Source organism: Enterobacter bugandensis, assembly GCF_900324475.1.
In the GTDB taxonomy this organism is placed as follows: Bacteria; Pseudomonadota; Gammaproteobacteria; order Enterobacterales; family Enterobacteriaceae; genus Enterobacter; species Enterobacter bugandensis.
Map to the genome: position 1 here is coordinate 801,350 of NZ_LT992502.1, position 12,487 is coordinate 813,836.

Consider the following 12,487-nt stretch of genomic DNA (forward strand, 5'->3'; position numbering starts at 1 on the left):
GTTTAGAGAATGAATACACAACAACTGGCAAAACTGCGTTCAATCGTGCCCGAGATGCGTCGCGTCCGGCACATTCACTTTGTTGGCATCGGTGGTGCCGGCATGGGCGGTATTGCCGAAGTGTTAGCTAACGAAGGTTATCAGATCAGCGGGTCCGACCTGGCGCCAAACCCTGTCACGCAGCAGCTTGCGTCGCTTGGGGCGACTATCTATTTCAACCATCGCCCGGAAAACGTGCGCGATGCAAGCGTGGTGGTGGTATCGAGCGCCATCTCCTCTGACAATCCGGAAATCGTTGCCGCGCACGAAGCGCGCATTCCGGTGATCCGCCGCGCAGAAATGCTGGCGGAACTGATGCGGTTCCGTCACGGCATTGCGATTGCCGGTACCCACGGTAAAACCACGACCACGGCGATGGTTTCCAGCATTTATGCGGAAGCGGGTCTCGATCCGACGTTTGTCAATGGCGGTCTGGTGAAAGCCGCAGGCGTGCATGCGCGTCTGGGCCATAGCCGTTATCTGATTGCGGAAGCGGATGAGAGCGACGCGTCGTTCCTGCACCTGCAGCCGATGGTGGCGATTGTCACCAATATCGAAGCTGACCATATGGATACCTACCAGGGCGACTTCGAAAACTTAAAGCAGACCTTCATCAACTTCCTGCACAACCTGCCGTTTTATGGCCGCGCGGTGATGTGCGTGGACGACCCGGTGATCCGCGAGCTGCTGCCGCGCGTCGGTCGTCAAATCACCACCTACGGCTTCAGCGAAGACGCTGACGTCCGCGTGGAAGAGTACAAACAGATTGGTGCGCAGGGGCATTTCACTCTGGCGCGTCAGGACAAAGAGCTGCTGCACGTCACGCTGAATGCGCCAGGGCGCCATAACGCGCTCAACGCCGCAGCGGCAGTGGCTGTTGCGACGGAAGAAGGCATTGATGATGAGGCGATCCTGCGCGCGCTGGAAAGCTTCCAGGGGACGGGGCGTCGCTTTGACTTCCTCGGCGAGTTCCCGCTGGATGCGGTGAATGGTAAGCCAGGTACCGCGATGCTGGTGGACGACTACGGCCACCATCCGACGGAAGTGGACGCGACCATCAAAGCCGCACGCGCGGGCTGGCCGGAGAAGAATCTGGTGATGATCTTCCAGCCGCACCGCTTCACGCGTACCCGCGATCTGTATGACGATTTCGCCAGCGTGCTGTCACAGGTGGATACCCTGCTGATGCTGGATGTTTACGCCGCCGGCGAAACGCCAATTCCAGGCGCAGACAGCCGTTCCCTGTGTCGTACCATCCGCGGGCGCGGTAAAGTTGACCCTATTCTGGTTTCTGACCCGGCACAGGTGGCGGAAATTCTGGCACCGGTCCTGACCGGTAACGATCTCATCCTGATTCAGGGTGCGGGAAATATCGGCAAGATCGCCCGTACCTTAGCTGAAATCAAACTGAAGCCGCAAACCCAGGAGGATGAGCATCATGGCTGATAAGATTGCAGTCCTCTCTGGCGGCAACTCCGCCGAGCGCGAGGTTTCTCTGAATTCCGGCGCTGCCGTGCTGGCGGGCCTGCGTGAAGGCGGCGTAAACGCACATATTGTCGATCCAAAAGAGGTCGACGTGACGCAATTAAAAGCGATGGGCTTCGATAAGGTCTTTATCGCGTTACATGGTCGTGGCGGTGAAGACGGAACCCTGCAAGGGCTTCTGGAGCTGATCGGCCTGCCTTACACCGGAAGCGGCGTGATGGCATCCGCCATATCTATGGATAAACTGCGCAGTAAGTTACTCTGGCAGGGAGCGGGTTTACCCGTTGCGCCGTGGGTGGCGCTGACGCGCGGCGAATTTGAATTGGGCCTGTCGGACAGCGTTAATACACGCATTGCGGCACTGGGCTTACCGGTTATTGTAAAGCCGAGCAGGGAAGGGTCGAGCGTCGGGATGTCAAAGGTCGATAAAGCTGAAGATTTAACATCTGCTTTAGCGCTGGCATTTCAACACGATGAAGAAGTTCTGATTGAAAAATGGCTCAGCGGGCCGGAATTTACCGTCGCGATGCTTGGCGAAGAAATTTTACCGTCAATTCGCATCCAACCCGCCGGAGTCTTCTATGATTATGAGGCGAAGTATCTCTCTGATGAGACGCAATATTTCTGCCCTTGTGGTCTTGAAGCAGAGCGCGAAGCCGAATTACAGTCCCTGGTGCTTAAAGCCTGGAATGTTTTGGGCTGCAGCGGCTGGGGACGCATTGATGTGATGCAGGACAATGACGGGCAGTTTTATCTGCTGGAAGCCAATACGTCACCGGGAATGACCAGCCACAGCCTTGTGCCGATGGCGGCGCGTCAGGCGGGAATGAGCTTCTCGCAGTTAGTCGTACGTATTCTGGACCAGGCGGGCTGATATGTCTCAGGCTGCATTGAACACGCGCAACCGCGATGACGAAGAAGAATACACTTCTTCACGCCGGAGTAATGGAACGCGTCTTGCAGGGATAATCTTCCTGCTCGGGGTGCTGTGCACCGTGTTTATCAGCGGCTGGATGGTGCTGGGCTGGATGGAAGACGCACAGCGGTTGCCGCTGTCAAAGCTGGTGGTGACCGGCGAGCGTCACTACACGCGTAACGATGATATTCGCCAGTCTATTCTGGCGCTGGGATCGCCCGGCACCTTTATGACGCAGGACGTCAATATTATCCAGAGCCAGATTGAACGTCTGCCCTGGATAAAACAGGCGAGTGTCAGAAAACAATGGCCTGATGAATTGAAGATTCATCTGGTTGAATATGTGCCCATTGCGCGTTGGAATGATCAGCACATGGTTGACGTAGATGGAAATTCCTTCAGCGTCCCGAGCGATCGTGTCAACAAGCAAAATTTACCGATGTTGTATGGCCCTGAAGGCAGCGAAAACGAAGTATTGCAGGGTTTTCGTGAAATGGGGCAGGTGCTGGCGAAGGACAGGTTTACGTTAAAAGATGCTGCGATGACGGCGCGCCGCTCCTGGCAGCTGACGTTGACGAACGGCATTAAGCTCAACCTGGGACGCGGCGACACAATGAAACGTCTTGCGCGTTTTGTAGAACTTTACCCGGTTTTACAACAGCAGGCGCAGGCGGACGGCAAACGGATAAGCTACGTTGATTTGCGCTATGACTCAGGCGCAGCAGTCGGTTGGGAGCCGGCTCCGGTCGAGGAACCTAATCAGCAACAGAATCAGGCACAGGTACAGGCAGAACAACAATGATCAAGGCGACGGACAGAAAACTGGTAGTTGGACTGGAGATTGGCACCGCGAAGGTTGCCGCTTTAGTAGGGGAAGTTCTGCCCGACGGTATGGTCAATATCATTGGCGTGGGCAGTTGCCCGTCCCGTGGTATGGATAAAGGTGGGGTAAACGACCTTGAGTCGGTGGTGAAATGCGTACAGCGCGCCATCGACCAGGCTGAATTAATGGCAGATTGCCAGATTTCTTCTGTCTATCTGGCCCTTTCTGGCAAGCACATTAGCTGCCAGAACGAAATCGGTATGGTGCCGATTTCTGAAGAAGAAGTGACGCAGGAAGATGTTGAAAACGTTGTGCATACGGCGAAGTCCGTGCGCGTTCGCGATGAGCATCGCGTGCTGCACGTGATCCCGCAGGAATATGCGATTGACTACCAGGAAGGGATCAAGAACCCGGTTGGTCTGTCTGGCGTTCGTATGCAGGCAAAAGTGCACCTGATCACATGTCACAACGATATGGCGAAGAACATCGTAAAAGCCGTTGAACGTTGTGGCCTGAAAGTTGACCAACTTATTTTCGCCGGTCTGGCGGCAAGTTATTCCGTGCTGACCGAAGACGAACGTGAACTGGGTGTCTGTGTGGTGGATATCGGTGGTGGTACAATGGACATGGCCGTGTATACCGGCGGTGCGCTGCGCCATACCAAAGTGATCCCTTACGCAGGGAACGTTGTGACCAGCGATATTGCTTACGCTTTTGGTACGCCACCGAGCGATGCAGAAGCGATTAAAGTACGCCACGGCTGTGCGCTGGGGTCTATCGTTGGTAAAGATGAGAGCGTTGAGGTGCCGAGCGTGGGTGGCCGTCCGCCGCGTAGCCTGCAGCGCCAGACGTTGGCAGAGGTAATTGAGCCGCGCTATACCGAGCTGCTCAACCTGGTCAACGAAGAGATTTTACAGCTTCAGGAACAGCTTCGTCAGCAGGGGGTTAAGCATCATCTTGCGGCGGGGATTGTATTAACCGGCGGTGCAGCGCAAATTGAAGGTCTTGCGGCCTGCGCTCAGCGCGTGTTCCATACGCAGGTGCGTATTGGTGCGCCGCTGAATATTACCGGTTTAACGGATTATGCTCAGGAGCCGTACTATTCAACGGCTGTGGGCCTGCTCCACTACGGGAAGGAATCTCATCTCAGTGGTGAAGCGGAAGTGGAAAAACGCGTCTCAGTGGGGTCGTGGGTCAAACGACTGAACAACTGGCTGCGAAAAGAGTTTTAATTTTTTAAAGAGACCGGAGAGAATTAGCGGTCTCGGGCGACAGGCACAACGGAGAGAGAAATTATGTTTGAACCTATGGAACTGACCAACGACGCGGTGATTAAAGTCATCGGCGTCGGTGGCGGCGGCGGTAACGCCGTAGAGCATATGGTGCGTGAACGCATTGAAGGTGTTGAATTCTTCGCAGTTAACACCGATGCGCAGGCACTGCGTAAAACGGCAGTCGGCCAGACTATCCAGATCGGCGGTGGCATCACCAAAGGGCTGGGCGCTGGGGCTAACCCGGAAGTCGGTCGCAACGCGGCTGAAGAAGATCGTGAAGCCCTGCGTGCTGCACTGGAAGGTGCGGACATGGTCTTCATCGCAGCAGGCATGGGCGGCGGTACCGGTACCGGTGCAGCACCTGTTGTCGCTGAAGTAGCTAAAGATTTAGGTATCCTGACCGTTGCTGTCGTGACCAAGCCTTTCAACTTCGAAGGCAAAAAGCGTATGGCCTTCGCGGAACAGGGTATCACCGAGCTGTCCAAGCATGTGGACTCGCTGATCACCATCCCGAACGACAAGCTGCTGAAAGTTCTGGGTCGTGGTATCTCCCTGCTTGACGCCTTCGGCGCAGCAAACGACGTGCTGAAAGGTGCGGTCCAGGGTATCGCAGAACTGATTACCCGTCCTGGCCTGATGAACGTTGACTTTGCAGACGTTCGCACCGTCATGTCCGAAATGGGCTACGCGATGATGGGCTCTGGCGTGGCGAGCGGCGAAGACCGTGCGGAAGAAGCGGCTGAAATGGCTATCTCTTCTCCACTGCTGGAAGATATCGATCTGTCCGGTGCGCGCGGCGTGCTGGTCAACATTACTGCTGGCTTTGACCTGCGTCTGGATGAGTTCGAAACCGTGGGTAATACCATCCGCGCGTTCGCTTCTGACAACGCGACCGTGGTAATCGGTACTTCCCTTGACCCGGAAATGAACGACGAGCTGCGTGTTACCGTTGTTGCGACCGGTATCGGTATGGACAAGCGTCCTGAGATCACCCTCGTGACCAACAAGCAGACTCAGCAACCGGTAATGGATCGTTACCAGCAGCACGGTATGTCTCCTCTGACTCAGGAGCAAAAACCGGCCGCGAAAGTGGTAAACGACCCAACGCCGCAAACGGCAAAAGAGCCAGATTATCTGGACATCCCGGCGTTCCTGCGTAAGCAAGCTGACTAAGAATTGGCTGGAATTTGGGGATTTGCGCTCTTTGTGCTAAACTGGCCCACCGTTAGTGATATACACTCTCGGTTGGATAGTTAATTTGGCGAGATTATACGATGATCAAACAAAGGACACTTAAACGTATCGTTCAGGCGACGGGTGTCGGTTTACATACCGGCAAGAAAGTCACACTGACGTTACGCCCTGCGCCGGCCAATACCGGGGTCATCTATCGTCGCACCGACTTGAATCCACCGGTAGATTTTCCGGCCGATGCCAAATCTGTGCGTGATACAATGCTCTGTACTTGTCTGGTGAACGAGCATGACGTGCGGATTTCTACCGTAGAGCACCTGAACGCCGCCCTGGCGGGTCTGGGTATCGACAACATTATTGTTGAAGTCGATGCGCCAGAAATCCCGATTATGGATGGTAGTGCTGCGCCGTTCGTTTATCTGTTGCTGGATGCCGGCATCGAAGAACTGAACTGTGCGAAGAAATTTGTTCGCATCAAAGAGACCGTTCGCGTCGAAGATGGCGACAAGTGGGCTGAATTCAAACCGTACAATGGTTTCTCGTTGGACTTTACCATCGACTTTAACCATCCGGCGATTGACTCCAGCACCCAGCGCTACGCGATGAACTTCTCTGCTGATGCGTTTATGCGCCAGATCAGCCGCGCACGTACGTTTGGCTTCATGCGTGATATCGAATATCTGCAGTCCCGCGGCCTGTGCCTGGGCGGCAGCTTCGATTGTGCCATCGTTGTTGACGATTATCGCGTACTGAACGAAGACGGCCTGCGTTTTGAAGATGAATTCGTTCGTCACAAAATGCTGGATGCGATCGGCGACCTGTTCATGTGTGGTCACAACATCATTGGTGCATTTACCGCGTTCAAATCCGGTCATGCACTGAACAACAAATTGTTGCAGGCCGTCCTGGCAAAACAGGAAGCCTGGGAATATGTGACCTTTGAAGACGAAGCGGAACTGCCGCTGGCGTTCAAAGCACCGACTATGGTCCTGGCGTAACGGTTAACGCCGTTTCGTAAGAAAAGCGACTGGTTCACCTGGTACTCTCTCCGACCAGGGAAGCCAGTCGTTTTTATTTCTACCCTTCTTTGATTTGCCCCTCTACTCCCTGGCCATTGTCGGGTGCCGAATAACGGTGTGTTCGCTGCATTATTGACCGTTTTTACCTGCTGCAAGGTGTCATTCCTGCTGCTGCGTATTGGCTTTAGTGGTAATATCTGGGCGCTAAAAAAGAATAACTGAACTCAGCCTGCACTGGCGGGCGATTGTGGTGGAGCAAGTGAGCGGAATACTGACGCGCTGGCGACAATTTGGCAGACGTTACTTCTGGCCGCATCTCTTATTAGGGATGGTCGCGGCGAGTTTCGGCTTGCCTGCGCTCAGTAACAGTGCGGAAGCGGCGACGCCAGCACGTTCCACGACAACTAAACACGATCTCTCGACGCGGGTTAACTTTACTAATCTCGCGTGGCTTGAAGCCAGCCGTCGTCCTAATTTCTCCGTTGATTACTGGCAGCAGCACGCCATCCGCACGGTTATTCGTCATCTGTCGTTCGCGATGGCGCCGCAGACGATGCCTGTTGCTGAAGAGTCGCTGCCGGTTCAGGCTCAGCATCTTGCCCTGCTCGATACGCTTAATGCGCTTCTGACGCAGGATAACCAGCCGCCCGTGACCGTGAGTCAGACGGCGCAAACCTGGTTTGTTCCTCCTCTATCATTCTCCGTTTCGACATGGATTAGCCAGGTTCACGGCATCCGTGCCGGGCCTCAACGCCTCAGCTAAATTAACCTTTTTCAATACCTTAATTTATCTGCCCGTCTGGGGCGTTTGAGAATTTATTATGCTAATCAAATTATTAACCAAAGTTTTTGGTAGTCGTAACGATCGTACCCTGCGCCGTATGCGCAAAGCTGTTGCCGTCATCAACGGTATGGAACCGGCGATGGAGAAGCTCTCTGATGATGAGCTGAAAGCGAAAACGGCGGAATTCCGTGCGCGTCTGGAAAAAGGTGAAACCTTAGAAAGCCTGATCCCGGAAGCTTTCGCCGTTGTGCGTGAAGCGAGTAAACGTGTGTTCGGCATGCGTCACTTCGACGTTCAATTGCTGGGCGGTATGGTGCTTAACGAACGCTGCATCGCGGAAATGCGTACCGGTGAAGGTAAAACCCTGACCGCAACGCTGCCGGCTTACCTGAATGCACTGACCGGTAAGGGCGTTCACGTCGTTACCGTCAACGACTATCTGGCCCAGCGTGATGCCGAAAACAACCGTCCGCTGTTCGAATTCCTCGGCATGACCGTCGGCATCAACATGTCCGGACTGCCGGCACCCGCCAAGCGCGAAGCCTACAACGCGGACATCACCTACGGCACCAACAACGAATACGGCTTCGACTACCTGCGCGACAACATGGCGTTCAGCCCGGAAGAGCGCGTCCAGCGTAAGCTGCACTATGCGCTGGTGGATGAGGTTGACTCCATTCTGATCGATGAAGCGCGTACCCCGCTGATCATCTCCGGCCCGGCCGAAGACAGCTCTGACATGTACCGTAAAGTCGACAAAATCATTCCACACCTGCTGCGTCAGGAGAAAGAAGACTCCGATACCTTCCAGGGTGAAGGCCACTTCTCCGTAGATGAAAAAGCGCGCCAGGTGAACCTGACCGAACGCGGTCTGGTGAAAATCGAAGAGCTGCTGGTGGCTGAAGGCATTATGGAAGAGGGCGAGTCCCTGTATTCCCCGAGCAACATCATGCTGATGCACCACGTGACCGCCGCGCTGCGCGCCCACGCGCTGTTCACCCGCGACGTTGACTACATCGTGAAAGACGGCGAAGTCATCATTGTCGATGAACACACCGGCCGTACCATGCAGGGTCGTCGCTGGTCTGATGGTCTGCATCAGGCCGTTGAAGCGAAAGAAGGCGTGGATATCCAGAACGAAAACCAGACGCTGGCATCCATCACCTTCCAGAACTACTTCCGTCTGTATGAGAAGCTGGCGGGGATGACCGGTACCGCAGATACCGAAGCGTTTGAATTCAGCTCCATCTACAAGCTGGATACCGTGGTTGTGCCAACCAACCGTCCGATGATCCGTAAGGATATGCCGGACCTGGTGTACATGACCGAAGCGGAAAAAATTCAGGCGATCATCGAAGATATTCGCGACCGTACTGCCAATGGTCAGCCGGTTCTGGTGGGGACCATCTCCATCGAGAAATCCGAGGTGGTTTCCAATGAGCTGACCAAAGCAGGCATCAAGCACAACGTTCTGAACGCCAAGTTCCACGCTAAAGAAGCGGACATTGTTGCTCAGGCGGGCTATCCGGGAGCCGTGACCATCGCCACCAACATGGCGGGTCGTGGTACCGATATTATGCTCGGCGGTAGCTGGCAGGCTGAAGTCGCAGAGCTGGAAAACCCAACGCCAGAGCAGATCGAGCAGATCAAAGCCGACTGGCAGGTGCGTCACGACGCGGTGCTGGCATCCGGTGGTCTGCACATCATCGGTACCGAGCGTCACGAATCTCGTCGTATCGACAACCAGCTGCGCGGCCGTGCGGGCCGTCAGGGTGATGCCGGTTCTTCCCGCTTCTACCTGTCTATGGAAGATGCGCTGATGCGTATTTTCGCCTCCGACCGCGTGTCCGGCATGATGCGTAAGCTGGGCATGAAGCCTGGTGAAGCCATTGAGCACCCATGGGTGACTAAAGCGATCGCTAACGCCCAGCGTAAAGTGGAAAGCCGCAACTTCGATATTCGTAAGCAGCTGCTGGAATATGATGACGTGGCCAACGATCAGCGTCGCGCGATCTACACCCAGCGTAACGAACTGCTGGACGTGTCCGACGTGAGCGAAACCATCAACAGCATCCGCGAAGATGTGTTCAAAGCCACCATCGACGCGCATATTCCACCGCAGTCTCTGGAAGAGATGTGGGACGTTGAAGGCCTGCAGGAACGTCTGAAAAACGACTTCGATCTCGATCTGCCAATCAAAGAGTGGCTGGACAAAGAGCCTGAGCTGCATGAAGAGACCCTGCGCGAACGTATCTTTGAAACCGCGCTGGAGGTTTATAAGCGTAAGGAAGAAGTGGTTGGCGCTGAGATGATGCGTCACTTCGAAAAAGGCGTGATGCTGCAGACGCTGGACTCCCTGTGGAAAGAGCACCTGGCGGCGATGGACTACCTGCGTCAGGGTATCCACCTGCGCGGCTATGCGCAGAAAGATCCGAAGCAGGAGTACAAGCGTGAATCCTTCTCCATGTTTGCCTCTATGCTGGAGTCACTGAAGTACGAAGTGATCAGCACCCTGAGCAAGGTTCAGGTGCGCATGCCGGAAGAAGTGGAAGCGATGGAGCAGCAGCGTCGTGAAGAAGCTGAGCGTCTGGCGCAGATGCAACAGCTGAGCCACCAGACTGACGAAAGCGAAGCCGCAGCAGCGATCGCCGCGCAGACCGGCGATCGTAAAGTCGGTCGTAACGATCCGTGCCCGTGTGGTTCCGGTAAAAAATACAAGGCGTGCCACGGCCGCCTGAGCTAAGAACATAACTAACTGAAAAGGCGCAGATATCTGCGCCTTTTTTATGGAAGTGACGCTATGAAAATACTGCAAATTGCCGTCGGGATTATTCGCAACCCGCAAAACCAAATCTTCATCACCCAGCGCGCTGCTGACGCCCATATGGCGAACAAGTGGGAGTTTCCTGGCGGGAAAATCGAATCAGGAGAAACACCGGAAGAGGCGCTGGTGCGTGAGCTGCAGGAAGAGGTGGGGATTACCCCGCTTGGCGCCACGCTGTTCGATAAGCTGGAGTATCAGTTTCCCGACAGGCACATCACGCTGTGGTTCTGGCTGGTGGAAAGCTGGGAAGGTGAACCCTGGGGAAAAGAGGGACAGCCGGGTAACTGGGTGGAACTTCAGGTCAGTGATGCCGACAAATTCCCGCCAGCCAATGAGCCTGTGATCCGCCGCTTAGCGACAAACATGTAGGCCTGCCGAACGAATCGCCAGCAGGCTTTGAACGTTACTGCTGGCTTTCGCTCCAGTCATCGCTATCCGAGAGGTCGCCTTCACTCGGAATACGTTTCTCTTCCGCCGCCCATTCGCCCAGATCAATGAGCTGACAGCGCTTGCAGCAGAACGGGCGAAACGGACTCACTTCTCCCCAGACGACAGTTTTCCCACAGGTTGGGCAGTTTACGGTGGTGACGTCAGACATTGGCACTCCTTAACAACAGGCCAGTTCAAAATCGAGGCGTTCCGGCACGGTGCCATTTTCACTGTCCAGCGGCATAAAGCGGATCGCGAAACGGCTTTTATGCCCGGAAATTTGTGGATAAAGCTGCTCGCCAAGCGACAAATTTAGACGCAGAAGATCGGCGTCGTCGCCGTTGTCCTGATAAAAACCGTTGAGACTGGTTTGCTTGCGGAACGGGGCAGAGTTACGCACAAGATCGAGGATCAGCGATAGCGTCTGATTCATCGGCTCCAGGCTACCCAGCCAGCTGTTTACCTGGCGATCGCGCTGTTCCTGCGGCATATGCAGCCACATATGCAGCGTTGGCAGATCAAAGCTACAGCAACCGCCCGGTATGCTCAGGCGCTGGCGCACCAGCGCTATCAAACGGTCTTCTCGTAAATATTGCCCAACGCGCGGCGCGGCCATCAGCGTCGTGCTGCTGTTTTTCAACTGCTGGCGTAAGGCGTCAATTCGACTTTGATCCACGCCCGGTACTTCGGCCCAGGCCTGTAATTTACGCTGCTGGCGCTCCAGCTCTTTCAACAGCTCCGTGCGGACATCGCCACGTTCAATCACATCCAGCAGATCGCCTACGTTGCGAAAGAAGTGCAACGCCGTGGCATGATCGTTAACAGGCAGATGTTGTGAAAGCTGTTGGATGAGAAATTCAATGCGCAGCCAGGTACGCATTTTTTCATTAAGCGGGTGCTCAAAAAGGATGTGAGTCGACATTATGGTTTTTCCTGTGCAACGGCCTGCGCGGCGAAGGTTAGATACTGCTCGTGCAGGCGGGCAACATCCGATGCAATGGCATCTGGTGCGCCGTTATTATCAATAACATCATCCGCAACGGCAAGGCGCTGAGCGCGAGTGGCCTGAGCGGCAAGAATTTGTTCAGCATGTTCACGCGAGACGTGGTCGCGCGTCATGGTTCGCTGGATTTGCGTCTCGGGTGTGACATCAATCACCAATACCCGATTGGCTTTCTTATACAGCTGATTTTCGACCAGGAGCGGAACCACCCACAGGACATAGGGCGAGCGGGCTGCGGCTATCTGACGCTGAGTTTCCTGGTGGATAATGGGGTGGAGCAGGGCATTAAGCCAGGCTTTTTCCGCAGAATCGGAAAAAATATATTCGCGAAGCTGACGGCGGTTCAGTGTGCCATCGGCATTGATGATTGCCTGACCGAAATGGTCGGCGATGGCCTTTAGCGCGGGTGTATTGGGCTCTACCACCTGACGGGCAATAATATCAGCATCAATAATCGCGATGCCGAGACGAGAAAACGCGTCCGCAACGGTACTTTTGCCACTACCGATGCCGCCGGTTACTGCGACGATATACCCCATTAAATCAAATCCTGGGAATTATTCATTATGGAAATCAGTTGCTTAAAAAACAAACGTGCGACAGTAATTGTTTGATTCTCTTTACCGGCTTTTTACCAGGTAAATTTATAGGATTGTAGCGTAAAAAAAGAGAATTTCGCAGTCTTGCGGAGCAGGTA

The 12,487-nt window shown here is 54.7% G+C and carries 12 protein-coding genes; 9 read left to right on the plus strand and 3 right to left on the minus strand.

Going from position 1 to position 12,487, the window contains the following annotated elements; all coding sequences use genetic code 11:
* Window positions 1–9: 9 nt before the first annotated feature.
* The 9 genes from murC to mutT all read left to right on the plus strand — a co-directional run bounded on the left by murC (window position 10) and on the right by mutT (window position 10,727).
* Window positions 10–1,485 (plus strand): UDP-N-acetylmuramate--L-alanine ligase, encoded by a 1,476-nt coding sequence (gene murC, locus DG357_RS03890; protein ID WP_028015510.1) that lies wholly within the window; start codon window positions 10–12, stop codon window positions 1,483–1,485.
* Window positions 1,478–2,398, plus strand: a complete 921-nt coding sequence (locus tag DG357_RS03895; protein WP_041911244.1) for a D-alanine--D-alanine ligase — start codon at window positions 1,478–1,480, stop codon at window positions 2,396–2,398. The genes murC and DG357_RS03895 overlap by 8 nt, the downstream gene beginning before the upstream one ends.
* Window position 2,399: 1 nt before the next feature.
* Entirely contained in the window at window positions 2,400–3,242 is an 843-nt protein-coding gene (gene ftsQ, locus DG357_RS03900; protein ID WP_045259458.1) for a cell division protein FtsQ, read from the plus strand.
* Window positions 3,239–4,495 (plus strand): cell division protein FtsA, encoded by a 1,257-nt coding sequence (gene ftsA / locus DG357_RS03905; protein WP_006173845.1) that lies wholly within the window; start codon window positions 3,239–3,241, stop codon window positions 4,493–4,495. Before ftsQ ends, ftsA begins: the two co-directional genes overlap by 4 nt.
* 63 nt (window positions 4,496–4,558) lie before the next feature.
* Complete coding sequence (gene ftsZ / locus DG357_RS03910) at window positions 4,559–5,710, plus strand: cell division protein FtsZ (protein WP_008501978.1); 1,152 nt, start codon at window positions 4,559–4,561, stop codon at window positions 5,708–5,710.
* 101 nt (window positions 5,711–5,811) lie between these two features.
* A complete protein-coding gene (gene lpxC, locus DG357_RS03915) occupies window positions 5,812–6,729 on the plus strand; it encodes a UDP-3-O-acyl-N-acetylglucosamine deacetylase (protein ID WP_006810110.1) in 918 nt (305 codons plus the stop codon).
* A gap of 280 nt (window positions 6,730–7,009) precedes the next feature.
* On the plus strand, window positions 7,010–7,513 hold the full coding sequence (secM, locus tag DG357_RS03920) for a secA translation cis-regulator SecM (protein WP_048960901.1): 504 nt from the start codon (window positions 7,010–7,012) through the stop codon (window positions 7,511–7,513).
* Window positions 7,514–7,571: 58 nt separating this feature from the next.
* Entirely contained in the window at window positions 7,572–10,277 is a 2,706-nt protein-coding gene (gene secA / locus DG357_RS03925; RefSeq protein WP_047367326.1) for a preprotein translocase subunit SecA, read from the plus strand.
* Window positions 10,278–10,334: 57 nt separating this feature from the next.
* On the plus strand, window positions 10,335–10,727 hold the full coding sequence (gene mutT, locus DG357_RS03930) for an 8-oxo-dGTP diphosphatase MutT (RefSeq protein ID WP_028015515.1): 393 nt from the start codon (window positions 10,335–10,337) through the stop codon (window positions 10,725–10,727).
* Window positions 10,728–10,761: 34 nt separating this feature from the next.
* Here mutT and yacG read toward each other — a convergent pair whose 3' ends face one another.
* Genes yacG through coaE form a run of 3 tightly spaced genes read right to left on the minus strand, consistent with a single transcriptional unit; the run spans window position 10,762 to window position 12,329 of the window.
* Window positions 10,762–10,956 (minus strand): DNA gyrase inhibitor YacG, encoded by a 195-nt coding sequence (gene yacG / locus DG357_RS03935; protein WP_028015516.1) that lies wholly within the window; start codon window positions 10,954–10,956, stop codon window positions 10,762–10,764.
* Window positions 10,957–10,965: 9 nt separating this feature from the next.
* On the minus strand, window positions 10,966–11,709 hold the full coding sequence (zapD, locus tag DG357_RS03940) for a cell division protein ZapD (protein ID WP_028015517.1): 744 nt from the start codon (window positions 11,707–11,709) through the stop codon (window positions 10,966–10,968).
* A complete protein-coding gene (gene coaE / locus DG357_RS03945) occupies window positions 11,709–12,329 on the minus strand; it encodes a dephospho-CoA kinase (protein WP_041911241.1) in 621 nt (206 codons plus the stop codon). Before coaE ends, zapD begins: the two co-directional genes overlap by 1 nt.
* Window positions 12,330–12,487 lie beyond the last annotated feature (158 nt).

Coding starts and splice junctions, on each gene's coding strand:
- murC (WP_028015510.1), top strand. CDS start 10: ATGAATACACAACAACTGGCAAAACTGCGTTCAATCGTGCCCGAGATG.
- DG357_RS03895 (WP_041911244.1), top strand. CDS start 1,478: ATGGCTGATAAGATTGCAGTCCTCTCTGGCGGCAACTCCGCCGAGCGC.
- ftsQ (WP_045259458.1), top strand. CDS start 2,400: ATGTCTCAGGCTGCATTGAACACGCGCAACCGCGATGACGAAGAAGAA.
- ftsA (WP_006173845.1), top strand. CDS start 3,239: ATGATCAAGGCGACGGACAGAAAACTGGTAGTTGGACTGGAGATTGGC.
- ftsZ (WP_008501978.1), top strand. CDS start 4,559: ATGTTTGAACCTATGGAACTGACCAACGACGCGGTGATTAAAGTCATC.
- lpxC (WP_006810110.1), top strand. CDS start 5,812: ATGATCAAACAAAGGACACTTAAACGTATCGTTCAGGCGACGGGTGTC.
- secA (WP_047367326.1), top strand. CDS start 7,572: ATGCTAATCAAATTATTAACCAAAGTTTTTGGTAGTCGTAACGATCGT.
- mutT (WP_028015515.1), top strand. CDS start 10,335: ATGAAAATACTGCAAATTGCCGTCGGGATTATTCGCAACCCGCAAAAC.
- yacG (WP_028015516.1), bottom strand. CDS start 10,956: ATGTCTGACGTCACCACCGTAAACTGCCCAACCTGTGGGAAAACTGTC.
- zapD (WP_028015517.1), bottom strand. CDS start 11,709: ATGTCGACTCACATCCTTTTTGAGCACCCGCTTAATGAAAAAATGCGT.
- coaE (WP_041911241.1), bottom strand. CDS start 12,329: ATGGGGTATATCGTCGCAGTAACCGGCGGCATCGGTAGTGGCAAAAGT.